This window comes from Kitasatospora sp. NPDC001119, from assembly GCF_053598475.1.
In genome coordinates, this window is the sequence record NZ_JBSFKI010000002.1 from 72,903 (window position 1) to 89,236 (window position 16,334).

Below are 16,334 nucleotides of genomic sequence, written 5' to 3' on the forward strand. Positions count from 1 at the left end.
GGTGAGCCCCGGACACCCTCACGGCGGTTTCCAGGGCTCACCGCTTGTGCCGTACGGGGCTCACTCCTCGCCGGCGAGGGTCATCCCGGCCAGCTTCACCGAGGCGAGCACCGTCGCCGCGACGGTGACCACCAGCAGCAGCGGCACGGCCGCTCCGAGCGAGACGTCCGAGCTGATCGCGTTCTGTCCCGCGACCGCCTCGGCCACCGAGCGGCCCCACTGCTGGATGCTCAGCGTCCGGGCGCCCTCGACGAAGTTGCCGACCGTCGACTCCCAGATCAGGGCGTACGCCAGACCGGCCACGACCGCGTGCCGGGTGACCACGCCGAGCAGCAGGAACAGCGCGCTGTACGCGGCCCCGGCGACCAGCACGGCCACGGTGTAGCCGAGCGCCACGCCGTCCTGGGTGCCGACCAGCAGCAGCCCGGCCAGCAGCGTCGGGACGACCGAGAACAGCCAGGTGACGCCGATCGCGACGACCAGCTTGGTGGTCACGATCCGCCACCGGGGCAGCGGCTTGGCGAGCAGGTAGACGATCGAGCCGTCGTCGATCTCGTTGGCGATCACCCCGGTGCCGACCACCAGTCCGAGGATCGGGATCAGGGTGCCGAGGCCGAGGGCGCCGAGGATGTTGTTGGCCATGTCGTGCGGGTCGGCGCTGGACACGCTCGCGACGGCCGCGACGACCAGCAGCAGGGCGGGGGCCACCAGCAGCAGCAGGCCGCGGCGGCGCCCCAGCAGCCCGCGCAGGGTCAGCCTGGCGACGGTGGGGTTCATGGTCGGTCGGCCCCTTCCTGGGCAACAACGGTCCTGGCGGCAGCGGTCCCGCCGACAGTGGTCCTGCCGACGGCGCTCACGCGGAGACCAGGTAGGAGAAGACGCTCTCCAGCGATTCGTCCGCCGGGGAGACGGTGTACAGCCGGATGCCGGCCTCCCGGGCGACCCTGGGCAGCAGGGTGGTGAAGCCCTGGAAGTTCACCGCTTCGATCCGCAGCGCCCGCTCCCGCTCGTCCACCTCGATACCGCTGGTCGAGCCGTCGGCGATCAGCGCGGCGGCGAGCCGGCGGTCGTCGCTGGAGCGGACCAGGTAGCGGTGCGGGCGGTCGGTCATCAGCCGGCGGATCTTGCGGAAGTCGCCCGAGGCGGCGTGCCGTCCGGCGACCACCACCTCGATGTGCCGGGCCAGCTGCTCGACCTCCTCCAGGATGTGGGAGGAGAACAGCACCGTCCGGCCGTCGGCGCCGAAGCGGCGCAGCAGGTCCATCAGCTGGAGCCGCTGGCGCGGGTCCATGCCGTTGAAGGGCTCGTCGAGCAGCAGGACGGACGGGTCGTGGACCAGCGCGGAGGCCATCTTGACCCGCTGCTTCATGCCCTTGGAGTAGGTGCCGGTGCGGCGGTCCTTGGCGTAGTCCATCTCCACCAGGTCCAGCGCCCGGCGGGCGGCGGCGCCCGGCTGGGGCAGGCCGTGCAGTTCGGCGTTGGCGAGGACGAACTCCCAGCCGGTCAGGTAGTCGTACATCGACTCCCGCTCGGGCACCAGGCCGATCTGCTTGTACACCTGCTGGTTGCGCCAGATCGGCGCGCCGTCCAGGGTCACGGAGCCGCTGGAGGGGGCCAGGAAGCCGCTCATCATGTGGATGAGGGTGGACTTGCCCGCCCCGTTGGGACCGAGCAGGCCGGTGATGCCGGGGCCGATGGTCATGGTGATGTCGTTGACCGCGACCACGTTCCCGAACCAGCGGGAGACCTTGTCGATGCTGATGGTGGCCATGCCGCCCTCTCAGACGTTCCGGTAGCGGCGCAGCAGCAGCCGGTACGAGCCGACCACCATGGCCACCGCGACGAGCGCGAACACCGCCAGACCGAGGCCGCCCGGGGCGTGCCGGCGGTCGAAGCCGTCGCCGAGCCCGAACAGCTCGTTGACCAGGGACTCCACCAGGTCGGTGGGCGAGATCAGCGACATCCACTGCGGGGCGTCGGAGCCGGTCGTGCTGCGGTTGCTGATCCCGACCGCGGCCGCTCCCAGCGCGGCGCTGACCGCCAGGTAGCCCATGATGGCGGCCACGCCGAAGCCGCGGCGCGGGGTGGCGGCCGCGATCACCACGGCCACCGAGGTCGGCACCAGGGCGTACAGCACGGCCGCGACCAGGCCGTACAGGAAGTGCGCGGTGTTGTGCCCGAAGTCCATCCCGGCGAGCAGCGCGCCGATGTACAGCACCAGCAACGGGGATGCCATCAGCAGCAGTTGGGCGCAGACCATGGCGCCGAACTTGGCCCGGACGTAGTCGGTGCGGGTGATCGGGCGGGAGAAGTACAGCGGGACGGTCTGGTAGCGCAGGTCCCGGGAGAGCAGGACCGGCGCCTGGGAGGCGAGGAAGACCGAGATCACCAGGCTGAAGATGGAGAGGTAGCCCGCGTACTCGACCGGCAGCTCGTCGCGCTTCATCACGACCGAGACCGCCACGAAGATCAGCGCGGGCACGGTGATCACGCCCAGCACCAGCATCGGCAGCACCTTGGACTTGCCGGAGCGGCCGAGGCCGTACGCGGCGCGCAGGCTCTGGGTGAAGAGCGCGCGGGTGGCGTAGCTGCGGCCGAGCCGGGGGCCGGTGTAGCCGCGGTAGCCGATGTCGTGGATGACGCCGGTGTCGGCGGACCTGGTCTCAGGAGGCAGCGGCATCGTTCGTCCCTCCCTTGCTCTGCTCGGTGTCCTGGGCGTCGGTGAAGAGCTCGGCGACCCGGTGCCGGCGCTGCTCCAGCCGGACCAGGCCGAGGCCGAGTCCGGCGACGGCGTCGCGGATGGTGTCGTACGTCGACTCGTCGGCCAGCCGGACCAGCAGCAGGTGCGAGCCCTCGGGCTGGACGGACAGTCCGGCCGCGGCGAGCCGCTCGCGGACCGCCGGACCCGGCTCGCGGCCGTGGTCCTCCGCGAAGTCGCCGACCTCGACCGCGAGGACGGCCGTCGCCTCGGTGAAGGAGGCGGTGGAGGAGGAGCGCAGCAGCTTGCCGCCGTCGATCACGACCAGGTGGTCGCAGGTCCGCTCCAGCTCGCCGAGCAGGTGGGTGGTGACCAGCACCGAGATGCCGAAGTCGGTGTGCACCCGGCGGATCAGCGCCAGCATCTCGTCCCGGCCGGCCGGGTCGAGGCCGTTGGTCGGCTCGTCCAGCAGTACCAGTTTCGGGTCGTGCACCAGCGCCTGGGCGAGTTTGACCCGCTGCTTCATGCCGGTCGAGTAGCCGCCCATCGGGCGGTACCGCTCCTCGTACAGGCCGACGTGCCGCAGGGTGTCCGCGGTGCGCTCACGGGCGGCGGTGGCGGGCAGGCCCGCCATCCGCGCCATGTGCACCACGAACTCCGTCGCGGAGACGTCCGGTGGCAGGCAGTCGTGCTCGGGCATGTAGCCGACCTGCGCGCGGATCTCGGAGCCCTGGGTGGCGACGTCCAGGCCGAGGACCTCGCCGCGGCCGGAGGTCGCCGGGGCGAGCCCGAGCAGGATCTTGATGAGAGTGGACTTGCCCGCGCCGTTGGCCCCGACCAGACCGACCACACCCGGCCGCACCTCGACGGTGAGCTGGTCGAGCGCGGTGACACGGGGATACCTCTTGGTGAGGCCGTCCGTCTTGATGACAGCTGTGGACACGGGACCAAACGTAACGGCCTTGTGCGGTACGGGTCATGAGCTGGAATGACGAGGCCGTCTGCTGCTGCGGTATGACGTCGGAGCCCCTCACCCCTAGGGGTTAGAAAAAGCGGAATCCACCTGTACCCTTTGTCGAATCTCTTTACACACTTGCCTGACTCTTTGCCAACGGGGGTGCCGGAGCAGCGCCCCGGCACGGAGGGGGACGATCGACATGTCTGATCGGGCGACCGCGTTCGACCGGATGATGAACCCTTGGGCCTACGACGCGGACGGGAACCTGACCGACTCGGCCCGCGCCCGGGAAGCGGCCCGCACAGAGCTCAACTCGGCCTCGGCGTCCGGCGGCGGAGGCGGGGGCGGGGGCGGGGGCGGCTTCAGCGCCGACACCAACGCGCTCACCACCGCGGGGAACAACTCCGACCAGATCCACGCCCGCCTCAACACCGAGGGCCGGGGCGCCGACGAGGCCACCGCCAAGGTGTCCACCTCGCTGGCCAATTGGAGCACCGGCAAGGCCGCGGCGGGCGCCGCCGGCACCTGGGACCAGTGCGTCGCCGCCCTCGGCGGCACCATCGGGCAGACCACCCAGGCGCTGCGCGCCACCGCCGCCAACTACCGGCAGAACGAGTCGGCCGTCCAGCACGACCTCGGCAACTGAGAGGACCACCGAGATGGTCGACTTCCACGAGCTCAGCACCGCCGACTTCGGCGTCCTGGACACCGCCGCCACCGCCTGGACCACCGTCGCCCAGAAGCTCCACGCGATGGACGGCGACTGGGACACCACGGTGATCGCCCAGGTCGACTCCGCCTGCTGGAGCGGCCCCGCCGCCGACCAGGCCCGCCCCGGCCTCCAGCGCACCAACGAGCAGCTGACCGCCGCCGTCACCGAGGCCAACGCCTTCGCCTCGATCCTCACCGAGGCGTCCACCGAGTTCAAGGCCGCGAAGACCAAGCTGGACAAGGCGGTCGCCGACGCCCGGACGGCCGGGCTGACCGTCACCGAGAACGGCACCGTGAGCTGGCCCCCGGCCGACAACGCCACCCGGCACGACTACGAGGCCCTCCGGGACTACCAGAAGGAGTGGGGCGACAAGGCGGAGGCCGCCCGCAAGGCGATCGACTCCGCCGTCGCCGAGGCCACCGCCGCCGACGAGCGGATCGCCTGGGCGCTGCGCGCCGACAGCATGACGGACGGTCAGAAGTCCTTCAACGGCAAGGCCATCGGCGGCGGCCCGGAGGCCGACGGCCGGCGCGCCGCCCAGCTCGCGGCCCGGGGCGGGGACATCACCGAGCCCGAACTCACCGAGCTGAACTCGCTGTTGGCCTCGCACGGCAACGACCCGAAGTTCGCCACCACGTTCTACCAGGACCTCGGCCCGGACGGCCTGATCAAGTCCTGGAACAGCATGGTCGGCGACCCGGCGCACCCCCGTGACGACAAGGACTCGCGCTGGAAGGCCTACCAGGACCTCCAGAAGAACCTCGGACTCGGCCTGGCCACCGCCACCCGCAGCACCAACGAGCCGCACCTGTCCGACGAGTGGGCCGCCGCGCTGCGCAAGGCCGGCTCCCAGCCGGTCTGGGACAAGCCGTACCGGGCCTCCGGCCTGGACTACGTGCCGTACGGCTACCAGGTGCTCTCCGGCATCCTGATGAACGGGAACTACGACGCCCACTTCATCAACCCGATCGCCGAGCACGTCACCCAGCTCGACACCCAGGACCGGTACTGGCCGGCCCCGATGCCCGGCTCCAAGATCCAGGGCTTCAACCTGACCGGCGGCGACGAGGCGGGCGCCGGCTTCCGCCCCACCACGGCCATCCTGGAGGCGCTCGCGCACAGCCCGGACGCGGCCAACAGGTTCTTCACCGAGCAGCCGACCGCCTACAACCAGGACGGCACGGTCAACCAGGGCGGCAAGCCGAAGCCCTCGGACTACTTCTCCTACTACTCCCACGACAAGGACTGGATCCCGGACACCACCTCCCGGGACTCCAAGGTGTGGGACGCGAGCAAGCAGGCCGGTCCGGCCGCCTTCGGCCGCGCCCTGGAGGCCGCCACCACCGGCCACCCGTACGACGAGCCGGGCCCCGTCCCCCCGGACCGGCACACCACCGAGCAGGCCGACCTGATGAAGCGGGTCGTGGACACCTTCGGCCGGCACGGCGACGACGGGGCACTGGACGACATCAAGGGCGACGGCAAGCTCGCCGCCATGCGGGGCAGCCTCGGGCACATGACCGCCGAGTACATCGGCGACGTGCAGAACTCGCTCTCCCACGGCACCGACCTGCCGGTCAACGGCTCCCCGGCCTCCCTCGACGCCTCCTCCGTGGCCGGGCTGCTCGACGCCCTCGGCCGCGACCCGGACGCCTACGGCGCGGTGACCAACGCCAACCAGGCGTACACCACCGCCCTCATCCGCGGCCACCTGGACAGCGGGCAGACCGACTTCGCCCGGCTGGAGTCGGACATCAAGCACAACGCCGAGTCCGGCGGCGTCGTCAGCGGCTACCTCAACCAGGCCCGCATCGACGAGGTGCACAACGAACACGCCGCCTCCGACAAGGAGTTCAACGACGCGCTGGAGAAGAACGTCGGCTACGGCAAGGACGCCTTCAACGCCGTCATCGGCAGCGTGACCGAGAAGATCCCGCTCGGCGGCGAGATCGCGGACCAGATCGTCGACTCGATCGCCGACAGCGTCATCGAGGCCAACAAGAAGGACACCACCGAGGACGGGCGCCAGGAGAGCCGCAACCACACCGCCGAGGCCGAGGGCCGGGTCGCGCGGGGGGCCGACCAGGCGGTCCGGGACGCCGGCAGCGGCACCGGGATCGCCCGCCAGGACATCGACCGGCTCGCCAACAGCGCCCGCGACAGCGCGCTCCAGGGCATGTCGCGCGGGACGGCGAACAACTCGTCCACCAACGCGAAGGGCGACGCGTGAGCGGGTCCGGAGCCGGGCCCGCGGCCCGCTGGGCCCGGCTCCTCGCGGGCCGCTGGGCCGGGCGGCTGCACGACCCGCTGCTGCTGCCCGCCGTGCTGGTCGTGGCGGTGGCCGCCGCCGGGTTCGTCGGCTACCGGGACTGGCAGGACCACCGCCCGTCCGAGCCCCCCGGCCGGTCCGCCCACCTCTGCCGCCTGCCCACCGGCGCCGACACCCCGCTCGGACGGCTGCTGCCGCCCGGTGACCAGGACTCCGAGGAGCGGACCAGCTCCGGCGTCCGCGACACCGACCAGCAGAGCTGCGCCGTCCGGATCGACGGCCGCGCCGTGCTCACCCTCACCGCCGTCCGGCACGAGGGGGAACTCGCCCTGGCCGCCGCGGAGGCCACCCGCCCGGACGCCCGCCCGCTCGACCTGCCCGGCCTGTCCGCGGCCTGGCCGGGCGGCGCCACCGCGGCCCAGTACTGCGTGACCGGGCCCAGCGGCTACATCGAGGTGCGGGTCACCGCCGGGGAGGCGGCCCGCGCCGACGGGGCGGACGGCCGACAGGCGCTCGAAGAGGTCACCCGCGCCGCGCTGGCGGCGAAGACGAAGGAGCTCTGCCGGTGAAGCACCCCCGGGCCCTGATCGCGGGCGGGTCCGCGCTGCTGCTCGGCGGCGGCCTGCTCGGCTGGCACCTCTACCTCGACCACACCGCCTACCGGCCGCCGGCCGTCGCCCTGTCGCACGGCGAGTGCCGCGGCCTGCTCGACGACCCGGCCGTCACCGGGCTGCTCGGCGGCGCCCCCCGGGTCTTCGTGGAGACGGCCTACCGGGCGGCGACCCCCGACGCCCCGGCCTCCGTACGCTGCTCGGTCAACGGCGGGGACGGCCGGCTGCTGACCGCCGAGGCGTCGTTCGGCGGCGTGCTCTCCGGCGGCGACAGCCTCGGCGCGGTGGGCTTCGAGTGCACCGTGGACGGCCGGCGCACCGGCTACCGCGCCGTCCTCAGGCTCACCGGCAAGGACGGGAAGCTCCTCCCGGACGGGCCCGGCCGCAAGCGGATGGGCGAGGCCGCCCGCGGCTTCGCCGAGCGCGCCGCCGGGCAGCAGCTCGGCTGCGCGGGCGGCGCCGAGCGGCTCGACGTGGTGTGAGCCGCCCGGCGCCGGGCCCCCTTCGACCGCCGCGACGGCGACGGGTGCCGCTCCTTCGAGGAGCGGCACCCGTCGGTCCGTCAGGTCGCCCGGGTCGGGCGGTGGATCAGGGGCGGCCCGCCGCCGTCCGCGCGGCCGCGACCGGCAGCCGCAGCGGGTTCGCCTCCGGCAGCGCGACCGTCCCGGGTGCCGCGGCGGACGGCGCGACGGCGGCCGACCTGGCGGTGGCCGCGGCCGACTTCGCGCCGACGCCCGTGGTGTAGTACCCGAACATGTCGACCACCAGGTCGGTGCTGCCGACGTGGTTGAAGAAGTCCACGTACCCGTTGGCCCCGACCGAGGCGTTGACCATGTTGGGGATGGTCTGGCCCGCGGTGAAGTTCAGGTTCGAGGCGTCCGGCAGCCCGGCACCGGTCGGGGCCGAGTCCGCCGGCCCGCCGTCCGGGTAGACGGTGACGAAGCTGTCCGCGGTCGGGTTGGTGACCGTCACGTTGAGCAGCAGCGAGCCGATGCCCCAGTCGCGCGGCTTCAGGCCCCAGCCGAGCAGGGAGCTGCCGCCGGGGACCGGGCCACCGCCCTGGCGGCTGTCGTACTGCCGCACGGGGGTGCCGGTGACCAGCACGCCGTCGGTGGTCTGGCCGCTGTCGTCCGGGACGAAGTAGCCCGAGGTGTCGACCACGATGTCGACCGGCGCGAAGGCCGAGCTGAAGACGTCCACCAGGCAGCCGTCGCCGAGCCGGGCGACCGCCATGTTGGAGATCGTCTGCCCGGGGGTGAAGTTGAGGGTCGACGCGTTCGGCAGCGCCTGGCCGTGCGGGTAGACCGTCAGGAAGCCGACGTCCTTGGGGTCGGTGACGGTCACGTTGAGCGCGGCCGCCGTCGCGTTGTACGGGATCCGGGCCTGGTTGCACAGGTTCACCGTGACCGTGCCGCGGGACGGCACGTGGGTGGGCCGGGTGTCCAGCACCCGCTTGGGGGTGAAGCCGGTGTAGACGGCGCCCGTGGTGTCCGGGACGTAGTAGCCGGTGACGTCGGCGATCAGGTCGAGGTCGCCGTCCGAGCCGTTGAGCAGCTCGACGGCGCCGCCGGCCCCGAGCTGGACCGTCACCGCGTTGGGGACGGTCTGCCCCGCGGTGTGGTTCAGGTTGGAGGTGACGGGGGCGGACCCGCCGGCCGGGTAGACGGTGACGAACCCGGTGTCCTTGGCGTTGGTCGCGGTGACGTTCATGACCACGGCGACGGCGTCGGCCGGGATGCCCGCGGTGCCCGCGACCTTCAGCGGGGTGACGCCGCGGCCCCGGAGCGTCCCGGTGGTCCGGGTGTCCAGCAGGCGCTGCGGCGCCATCGCCACGTAGGTGCCCGCGCTGCCCACCGAGATGTCCAGCGGCTTGGCCAGCGGGGTGCCGACCGCGCCGTAGCTGTGGGTGCCGTTCGCGTCGGTGACGGCGATCTCCAGCGCGTACAGGCCGGGCTGGCAGCCCGTCGGCTTCGAGCCGTCCGGGGTCGTCCCGGCCGCGGCGAACGGCAGGTACAGCGAGACGTTCGTCGTGAGGGTGCCGGGCGGGACGGTGGTCGAGGCGGTCGGCGCGCAGCCCGGGGCGACCGGGCCGTGGGCCGTCACCGCGACCTGGGAGATCGGGACCGTGTCGGACACCGGGAAGGAGACCGGCACGGTGCCCCCGTCCGGCGACAGCCGGCGCTGGAAGGACACGTCACCGATCGTCAGGGCGGTGGCCGGGGTTTGCAGCGGGGTGATGACCAGCCCGGCCGGGGCCTTGGCCTCGAAGTTCCGCTGGCTGTCGTCGGTCACCCGGACGGAGGTGACCACGCACGGGGTCGTGGCGCTGGTCGGCACCGTGATCTTCATGGTGACCGTGTCGCCCGACCAGGAGAGGTCGCCGACGTTGCCCCAGCAGTCCCCGGTCAGCTCGGGGCCGACCTGGGTGATCCGGCCGGCGGTGTCGGTGGCCTTCATCGACATCGTCACGGTCTGGGCCTGGGCCCGGTTGTCCGCCGTGGTGGCGCCCAGTGTGAACCCGGAGGCCTGGATCGGGTTGGCGCCGGCCGTCAGCTCCACCGACGGCACCTTCAGCTGGGTCCCGATGGCGGACGTCACCGGCTGCCGGTACACCGAGCCGTCGGGCTGGGCCAGCTCCACCTGGGTCATCTCCCAGTGGCCCGGCGCGCTGCCGCCCGGGAAGTGCACCGTCACCCGGCAGTTGCTGTTCGGCGACCCCTGGGGCGTCCAGCAGGGCGCGCCCTGCCCGTCGCCGCCGAAGCTCGCCTTCACGGTCTGCGAGGGGTCCGTCGAGGAGGTGAAGGTGACGCTGTTCCCGCCGGTCATCCCCGTCCCCTTGACGAAGAACCAGAACGTCCGGTCCCCGCCGTCCGGCTGGAGGTAGACGCGGGTGTCGGCGGTCCACACCGCACCGGTGGAGATCACGCTGTGGACCGGGCCCGCGTCGGCCGAGGCCGCCGGGGCGGCGAGGCCCGCCGCCGCGAGGCCGGTCACCGCCGTCAGGGCCACCGCGGTGGCCCGGCGCAGCCGAGCGCCTCGGGATATGTCTCTGGTCATGCTGTCCTTCGTCTCGGACTCGACACACGCGGCCGGGGCATGCGGAATCACGGACTCCAGAACCATCCCCCGGGAAATCGGCCAGATCCTAGCGCCAGCCGACGACATGACGGAGCCGGAGCTCCCCGGGGGGGGTGCTCCGGCTCCGTGGGCCCGCGGCCTCAGCCCAGCTGGGCGAGGCCCTCGGTGGCGATCCGTTCGAACACGGTGAGGTCGTTCTCGAAGATCGAGTCGGGGATCGGCCAGTGGATCACCAGCTCGGTGATGCCCACCTCCCGGTAGGTGCCCGCCCAGTCGACGAAGGCGTCCACCGACTGCAGCGGCTTCTCCGCCGTCGACCCCTGGAGCAGCACCTTCTCCAGCGTCCCGGCGTCCCGCCCGACGGCCTCGCAGGCCGCCGTCAGCTTCCCGATCTGCGCGGCGACCACGCCGGGCGCCTCCGCCACCGGCACGTCCGCCGGGCCCTTCGGGTCGCCGTACGTCACCCAGCCCTGCCCGTGCTCGGCGGCCAGCCGCATCCCGCGCGGGCCGGCGGCGGCCACGTAGAACGGCACCCGCGGGGTCTGCACGCAGCCCGGGATGTTCCGCGCCTCGACCGCCGAGTAGTACGTCCCCTCACGGGTCGTGGCGTCGTTGGTCAGCAGCTCGTCCAGCAGCGGCACGAACTCCCCGAACCGGTCCGCCCGCTCCTTCGGCGACCACGCCTCCTGGCCCAGCGCCGTCGCGTCGAAGCCCGTCCCGCCGGCCCCGATGCCCAGCGTGACCCGCCCGCCGGACACGTCGTCCAGCGTGATCAGCTCCTTCGCCAGCGTCACCGGGTGCCGGAAGTTCGGCGAGGTGACCAGCGTGCCGAGGCGCAGCCGCTCGGTGGCGCAGGCGGCCGCCGTCAGCGTCGGCAGCGAGCCGAACCAGGGCTCGTCCTGGAAGGACCGCCAGGAGAGGTGGTCGTAGGTGTACGCGGTGTGGAAGCCGAGTTCCTCGGCCCGCCGCCAGGTCTTCTGCCCCTCGCTCCACCGGTGGACGGGGAGGATCACGGTGCTCAGTCGCATGCCCCCGACCCTACGTCCGCGCGGCGCGGTCACGGGTGCGGGCGGGTGCGCTGGGCGGGGAGGGACGGGGCGGAGGTGCGGCGGGCGAGGTCGGCGAGGGTGTGGAAGAGGACGTCGCCGAGCAGGACCGGGTCGCGCGAGGCTTCGGGTGCCCGCGGCGCTTCGGTGGCCTGCGGGTCGCGGGTGTCGGGGCGGGCGGTCGGGGGCGGCTGGTCACGGAGCTGGCGTGTGGGCATGGCTCTTCCTGCCGACGGGGTTGCCGTGGGCAGTCATGCCCGCCGTGGTCGGCCGAACACCCCAGGTACGGGCGGATCGGCCGGAAACGGCGCATGAAGGGCTTGATCACTGCGGGGGCGTCCGGAGGCCGCGGCCCCGGGCCGGTGCCCCGGCCGCGCCGATGGGCGAAGATGGACCGGTGACCGAATCCCGCACCGCGCCCCGCCTCATCGCCACCGACCTGGACGGCACCCTGCTCTGCTCCGGCGGCACCGTCACCGACCGCACCGCCGCGGCGCTGGCGGCGGCCGAGGCGGCCGGGGTGCGGGTGGTGTTCGTGACCGGGCGGCCGCCGCGCTGGATGCGGCAGGTGAGCCCGCACATCGGCGGCCACGGGGTGGCGATCTGCTCCAACGGCGGCGCGGTGGTGGACGTGCGGCGCGGCGAGCTGCTGGAGACCTTCCCGCTGCCGGTGGAGACCACCCTGGCGGTGGTCGAGACGCTGCGGGCCGCGCTGCCCGGCACCGCGTTCGCCTTCGAGTACCCGGGCGGCTGGGCCCGCGAGGCCGGCTACGCGGTGCCGATGTGGGGCGACGAGATGGAGCACGAGGTCGGCCCGGCGGAGGAGCTGCTGGGGGCCGGCGGGTCGGTCCGCGGCCTGTTCAAGCTGCTGGCCAAGCACCCGGACCTCGACCCGGACAAGTTCCTCGCCGAGGCCAGGGCGGCGGCCGGGCACCTGGCCGAGATCACCCGCTCCGCGTCGATCCCGCTGCTGGAGATCAGCGCGCCCGGCGTCACCAAGGCCAGCACGCTGGCCCGCTGGTGCGCCGGGCACGGGATCGACCGGAGCGAGGTGGTGGCCTTCGGCGACATGCCGAACGACCTGGAGATGCTGGCCTGGGCCGGCACCGCGTACGCCGTCGCCAACGCGCACCCGCAGGTGCTGGCGGCGGTGCCGCTGCACACCGTGAGCAACGAGCAGGACGGCGTCGCGGCGGTGCTGGAGGAGCTGCTCGGGCTCGGCTGAACCCGGGGCTCCTCCAGCCGGTCGGTGGCCGAGGACAGGCCCTAGCCGAAGCGGCCGTTGACGTAGTCCGAGGTCCGCTGGTCGCGCGGGCTGCCGAAGATCTGCCCGGTCGGCCCGGCCTCGACGATCCGCCCCGGGGTGTCGTGGGTGGCCAGGAAGAACGCGCAGGTCTGCGAGACGCGCTGGGCCTGCTGCATGTTGTGGGTGACGATCACGATGGTGAGCCGCCCGCGCAGTTCGGCGATGGTCTCCTCGACCCGGCGGGTGGAGGTCGGGTCGAGCGCGGAGCACGGCTCGTCCATCAGCAGGATGTCCGGCGAGACGGCCAACGAGCGTGCGATGCACAGGCGTTGCTGCTGGCCGCCGGAGAGCGCCCCGCCCGGGGTGTGCAGCCGGGTGGACACCTCGTCCCAGAGCCCGGCCCGGCGCAGGCTGGTCTCCACCAGGTGCTGGCGCTCCTCCTTGGAGACCTTGATCCCGGCCAGCTTGAGCCCGCTGGAGACGTTGTCCTGGATGGACATCGCCGGGAACGGGTTGGGCCGCTGGAACACCATGCCGATCCGGCGCCGCACCTCGGCGGGCCGGCGGCCGGGCCGGTAGACGTCGTCGCCGTCCAGCAGCACCTCGCCGGCGAGGGCGGCGCCGCGCACCATCTCGTGCATCCGGTTGAGGATCCGCAGGTAGGTGGACTTGCCGCAGCCGGACGGGCCGATCAGCGCGGTGACCTCGCCGGCCGGCATCGCCAGCGAGACCCGCTCCAGTACCTTGCGGCTGCCGAACCAGGCGGAGACCTCCCGGGTCTCCAGCCCGGCGAGCGGCCCGCCGTCGGGGTGGCCGTCCGCGTCCTGCCCGTACGGCTGGTCCGCGTACGGGTCGGGGGCGACCGGGGGGAGGGTGATGGTGTCGGCGACCGGGTCGGTCGGTGAGAACTCGGCCTGCGGGGTGTCGGTCAGTGGTGCGTCGGTCATCGGAACGGTCCTCCGGGCGCGCGTCAGTAGAGGTTGGGCAGCAGGGCGGCGGCGTTCTCGTAGACCGCCCAGAGCAGCGCGCCGACCACCGGCGCGAGGCTCAGGTAGGCGGCCGAGCGCCGCCAGTACCGGGCCAGCACCAGGGCGCCGGCCACCGCGCCGAGCAGGCCGAGCGACCAGAGCTGGAGGGTGGCCAGCGCGCCCTTGTCCGCGGCCAGCGCCTTGTCGTACGGGACGGTGGCGGGCCGGCGGCCGGGGTTCTGTTCCGGGTCGCCGTCCAGCCGGGCGCCGATCAGCACGGTGGAGCCGGGGATCCAGTCGGAGTCGCCGGTGACCAGCACCATCCGGTTGCCGGCCGCCGGGTCGACGATCGGGTGGTCGCCGTCGCCGTACACGTTGACGGTGTAGCTGAACTTGCCCTGGCCGGTGGTGGTCTCGATCTTGTCGCCGACCCGCAGCTTGGACAGGTCGGCGAACGGCGCGCCGAAGGTGGCGCCGCGGCCGAAGAGCACGGTGACCCCGCGCTGGCCGGGCAGCGCGGTGTCCCGGCGGTGGCCGGGGCCGCGCATCAGGTCCCGGCCGGTGGTGCCCTCGACCACCACGGCCTGGTGCAGACCGATCGCCGGGATGTCCAGCAGCGCCACCGGGGCGCCGTCGGCGGCCGCGCCGGTCGGGGCGACCGCCCGGGCCAGCTGGTCGCGGAAGGTCTTGTACCCGGTGGACTGGTAGTGCCGCTGCTGGACGTGCGACAGCGTGAACAGGTACCCGACGAAGCCGAGCACCAGCGCGGCCGCCAGGCTGACCGCCCAGGCGCCCTGGAGGAACCGCCGCCGCCCGGGGGAGACGGCGGGCCGGACCGGGGCGTCGGACGCGGCGGGGGCGGCGGGGGCGGCCGGCTGCGCCGGGGCGCTCCGCTCGACCGGCTTCTCCAGCACCGGGGCCGTCACGAGGTGCCGCCCGAGCCGTTGCGGCGGCGCAGCAGACGGCGGCCGAGCAGCGGCGGGACGAGCACCACGGCGAGCAGTTCCAGCGCGGTGAGGGAGGACAGCATCCAGTCCTCGGGCTTGCCGCTGATCTCGACCACGTTGGCGGCCACCTCGGTGGCGGCGCCGCCGCGGCCGCGGGCGACCACCTGGCCGGTCTGCGGGTCGATCACGTCCTCGGTGCCGTCACCGGCGCCGGGCGCGTTCGGGTCGCCGCCGGCCGCTCCGGCGGCGTTCGGGTCGCCGGCACCGCCGGCCGTACCCGCGCCGCCGGTGCCGCCCGCCGCACCGCCGGTACCGGTGCCCCCGGTGCCACCGGACCCGCCGGTGCCGCCGGAGCCGCCCGCCGCACCGCCGGAGCCGCCGGCCGCGCCGCCGGAACCGCCCGAGCCGGAGCCGGTCTTGACGGGCTGGCCGTCCTTCACGGTGCAGTCCAGCGGGCTGCCCGCCTTGTCGCAGGGGCTCGGCATCGGGGCGTTCTTGAGGACGGTCAGCTCCCCGGCCGAGTTGAAGGTCGGGTTGGCGCAGTTGGCGAGGGTGTCGGGGTCGACCGGGCTGGCGTTGCCGGGGATGTTCCTGGTCTGCAGCAGACCGCCCTTGACCAGGCCGCGCGGGATCGGCGAGTAGCCGAGGTCGTCCGCCTTGCCCTGGCCCTCGCACAGCACGTAGGAGAGGAAGCGGCTGAGCGCGGAGCCCTTGTCGTTGTTGAAGCGCGGCGGCGGGGGTGCCGAGGCTCCGGCGCGCGGCACGATCAGGTAGCTGTAGCTGGAGATCGGGTAGGCGCGCGGGTCGTCCATGGTGTAGACGCCGTCGAGGTTCTGCTGCAGGTAGTTCGGGTCGTTCGCGGGGGTGCCGTCGTCCACGCCGCGGATCTTGGCGGCGGTGAGCGCGACGGCGACGTTGGAGGCGGTCGGCAGCGCGTAGTAGCCGGCCTGGTTGAGCACCTTCACGACCGGCCAGTTGCTGCGCTTGGCGAAGGCGTACTCGTCGTAGCCGATGGTGCCGACGTTGGTCGGGGACTTGATGTAGCCGGCCACCACGTCGGAGCCGTTCTGCGCGGTCATCCGGCCGGAGGGCGGGAAGAACTCGGTGTAGTCACCGCAGCTCACGCCGTTGACGGACTTGCAGTAGGCGTCCCACTGGTCCTTGTGGGTGTGCTCCATCCAGCGGGTGAACTGCGCGGTGGCGCCGGAGCCGTCGGAGCGGACCACCGGGGTGATCGGCAGGCTGGGCAGCGGCTTGCCGTAGTCGTTGGTGATCTTCGGGTCGTTCCAGTTGGTGATCTTGTTGGTGAAGATGTCCACGACGGTCTGCGGGGAGAGCCGCAGGTCGCGGACCTGCTTGCCGCCGACCACCAGGTTGTACATGAAGGTGGTGCCGCCCGCGGTGATCGGGACGTAGGAGAAGCCCCAGGTGGGCTTCTCCGCGCTTCCGGTCCCGGACGCCTGGCCGCCCTGCCCCACCCCGCTGTCCTGCCCCGAGCGGAACGGCACGTCCGAGGCCGTGAAGTCGTCCTGCCCGTTCGACCAGGCGGTGCGGCCGGCCGCGGAGCCGACCGGGCTGAAGTTGATCTGGATGCCCTGCGGGGAGACGTCCTGCCGCCACTGGTCGATGGCAGGACCGGCCCAACTGGAGCCGTCCGCGCTCAGCGAGACGGAGGCCGCGAACGCCGGGGACTGCCCCAGCAGCGGGGAGGCCGCCGCGAGCATCAGGGACATCGTCCCCGCCAGCAGCCGGGCCACGGAGCGACTGAGGCCCCTGGACATGTGAACTCCTCTGGTACGGA

15 protein-coding genes are annotated in these 16,334 nt (G+C 73.2%); 5 read left to right on the forward strand and 10 right to left on the reverse strand.

Annotated elements, in window-relative coordinates:
- Nucleotides 1-60: 60 nt before the first annotated feature.
- The 4 genes from ACWDD9_RS02700 to ACWDD9_RS02715 all read right to left on the reverse strand — a co-directional run bounded on the left by ACWDD9_RS02700 (nt 61) and on the right by ACWDD9_RS02715 (nt 3,641).
- Nucleotides 61-777, reverse strand: a complete 717-nt coding sequence (locus tag ACWDD9_RS02700; protein WP_049652868.1) for an ABC transporter permease — start codon at nt 775-777, stop codon at nt 61-63.
- Between the two features lie 76 nt (nt 778-853).
- Entirely contained in the window at nt 854-1,771 is a 918-nt protein-coding gene (locus tag ACWDD9_RS02705) for an ABC transporter ATP-binding protein (protein ID WP_049652871.1), read from the reverse strand.
- Between the two features lie 9 nt (nt 1,772-1,780).
- Entirely contained in the window at nt 1,781-2,680 is a 900-nt protein-coding gene (locus ACWDD9_RS02710; protein ID WP_074002019.1) for an ABC transporter permease, read from the reverse strand.
- Entirely contained in the window at nt 2,664-3,641 is a 978-nt protein-coding gene (locus ACWDD9_RS02715; RefSeq protein ID WP_449810630.1) for an ABC transporter ATP-binding protein, read from the reverse strand. The genes ACWDD9_RS02710 and ACWDD9_RS02715 overlap by 17 nt, the downstream gene beginning before the upstream one ends.
- A 214-nt stretch (nt 3,642-3,855) precedes the next feature.
- Here ACWDD9_RS02715 and ACWDD9_RS02720 point away from each other — a divergent pair, with 214 nt between their 5' ends.
- The 4 genes from ACWDD9_RS02720 to ACWDD9_RS02735 are packed head-to-tail and all read left to right on the forward strand — an operon-like array spanning nt 3,856 to nt 7,730.
- Entirely contained in the window at nt 3,856-4,302 is a 447-nt protein-coding gene (locus ACWDD9_RS02720; RefSeq protein ID WP_449810631.1) for a hypothetical protein, read from the forward strand.
- 13 nt (nt 4,303-4,315) lie between these two features.
- Nucleotides 4,316-6,598, forward strand: a complete 2,283-nt coding sequence (locus tag ACWDD9_RS02725; RefSeq protein ID WP_449810632.1) for a hypothetical protein — start codon at nt 4,316-4,318, stop codon at nt 6,596-6,598.
- On the forward strand, nt 6,595-7,206 hold the full coding sequence (locus ACWDD9_RS02730; RefSeq protein ID WP_449810633.1) for a hypothetical protein: 612 nt from the start codon (nt 6,595-6,597) through the stop codon (nt 7,204-7,206). Before ACWDD9_RS02725 ends, ACWDD9_RS02730 begins: the two co-directional genes overlap by 4 nt.
- The gene (locus ACWDD9_RS02735) at nt 7,203-7,730 is read left to right on the forward strand and encodes a hypothetical protein (RefSeq protein ID WP_117488865.1); all 528 of its coding nucleotides are present in this window, start codon (nt 7,203-7,205) and stop codon (nt 7,728-7,730) included. The genes ACWDD9_RS02730 and ACWDD9_RS02735 overlap by 4 nt, the downstream gene beginning before the upstream one ends.
- A gap of 106 nt (nt 7,731-7,836) precedes the next feature.
- On the opposite strand, the gene ACWDD9_RS02740 is transcribed toward ACWDD9_RS02735, so the two are convergent.
- The 3 genes from ACWDD9_RS02740 to ACWDD9_RS02750 form a co-directional block, all read right to left on the reverse strand.
- Nucleotides 7,837-10,305, reverse strand: a complete 2,469-nt coding sequence (locus ACWDD9_RS02740) for a hypothetical protein (RefSeq protein WP_449810634.1) — start codon at nt 10,303-10,305, stop codon at nt 7,837-7,839.
- A 161-nt stretch (nt 10,306-10,466) separates the two neighbouring features.
- Nucleotides 10,467-11,354, reverse strand: coding sequence for an LLM class flavin-dependent oxidoreductase (locus ACWDD9_RS02745; protein ID WP_074002014.1), 888 nt, complete (start codon nt 11,352-11,354; stop codon nt 10,467-10,469).
- Nucleotides 11,355-11,383: 29 nt separating this feature from the next.
- Nucleotides 11,384-11,590 carry a hypothetical protein gene (locus ACWDD9_RS02750; protein WP_380780131.1) on the reverse strand — a complete coding sequence of 69 codons (207 nt, stop codon included), beginning with the start codon at nt 11,588-11,590 and terminating at the stop codon, nt 11,384-11,386.
- A 161-nt stretch (nt 11,591-11,751) separates the two neighbouring features.
- Here ACWDD9_RS02750 and ACWDD9_RS02755 point away from each other — a divergent pair, with 161 nt between their 5' ends.
- On the forward strand, nt 11,752-12,597 hold the full coding sequence (locus ACWDD9_RS02755) for an HAD family hydrolase (protein WP_074002012.1): 846 nt from the start codon (nt 11,752-11,754) through the stop codon (nt 12,595-12,597).
- A 41-nt stretch (nt 12,598-12,638) separates the two neighbouring features.
- Here ACWDD9_RS02755 and ACWDD9_RS02760 read toward each other — a convergent pair whose 3' ends face one another.
- Genes ACWDD9_RS02760 through ACWDD9_RS02770 form a run of 3 tightly spaced genes read right to left on the reverse strand, consistent with a single transcriptional unit; the run spans nt 12,639 to nt 16,314 of the window.
- Nucleotides 12,639-13,565: a phosphate ABC transporter ATP-binding protein gene (locus tag ACWDD9_RS02760; protein WP_079272019.1), complete on the reverse strand. Its 927-nt coding sequence runs from the start codon at nt 13,563-13,565 to the stop codon at nt 12,639-12,641.
- A 23-nt stretch (nt 13,566-13,588) separates the two neighbouring features.
- Nucleotides 13,589-14,512: a sortase gene (locus ACWDD9_RS02765; RefSeq protein WP_380744332.1), complete on the reverse strand. Its 924-nt coding sequence runs from the start codon at nt 14,510-14,512 to the stop codon at nt 13,589-13,591.
- On the reverse strand, nt 14,509-16,314 hold the full coding sequence (locus tag ACWDD9_RS02770; protein ID WP_079272017.1) for a phosphate ABC transporter substrate-binding protein PstS: 1,806 nt from the start codon (nt 16,312-16,314) through the stop codon (nt 14,509-14,511). The genes ACWDD9_RS02765 and ACWDD9_RS02770 overlap by 4 nt, the downstream gene beginning before the upstream one ends.
- Nucleotides 16,315-16,334: the final 20 nt, after the last annotated feature.

Bases quoted from the DNA above. Each gene is read 5' to 3' on its own strand.
- ACWDD9_RS02700 (WP_049652868.1), bottom strand. From the start codon at position 777: ATGAACCCCACCGTCGCCAGGCTGACCCTGCGCGGGCTGCTGGGGCGC.
- ACWDD9_RS02705 (WP_049652871.1), bottom strand. From the start codon at position 1,771: ATGGCCACCATCAGCATCGACAAGGTCTCCCGCTGGTTCGGGAACGTG.
- ACWDD9_RS02710 (WP_074002019.1), bottom strand. From the start codon at position 2,680: ATGCCGCTGCCTCCTGAGACCAGGTCCGCCGACACCGGCGTCATCCAC.
- ACWDD9_RS02720 (WP_449810631.1), top strand. From the start codon at position 3,856: ATGTCTGATCGGGCGACCGCGTTCGACCGGATGATGAACCCTTGGGCC.
- ACWDD9_RS02725 (WP_449810632.1), top strand. From the start codon at position 4,316: ATGGTCGACTTCCACGAGCTCAGCACCGCCGACTTCGGCGTCCTGGAC.
- ACWDD9_RS02740 (WP_449810634.1), bottom strand. From the start codon at position 10,305: ATGACCAGAGACATATCCCGAGGCGCTCGGCTGCGCCGGGCCACCGCG.
- ACWDD9_RS02745 (WP_074002014.1), bottom strand. From the start codon at position 11,354: ATGCGACTGAGCACCGTGATCCTCCCCGTCCACCGGTGGAGCGAGGGG.
- ACWDD9_RS02750 (WP_380780131.1), bottom strand. From the start codon at position 11,590: ATGCCCACACGCCAGCTCCGTGACCAGCCGCCCCCGACCGCCCGCCCC.
- ACWDD9_RS02755 (WP_074002012.1), top strand. From the start codon at position 11,752: ATGGGCGAAGATGGACCGGTGACCGAATCCCGCACCGCGCCCCGCCTC.
- ACWDD9_RS02760 (WP_079272019.1), bottom strand. From the start codon at position 13,565: ATGACCGACGCACCACTGACCGACACCCCGCAGGCCGAGTTCTCACCG.
- ACWDD9_RS02770 (WP_079272017.1), bottom strand. From the start codon at position 16,314: ATGTCCAGGGGCCTCAGTCGCTCCGTGGCCCGGCTGCTGGCGGGGACG.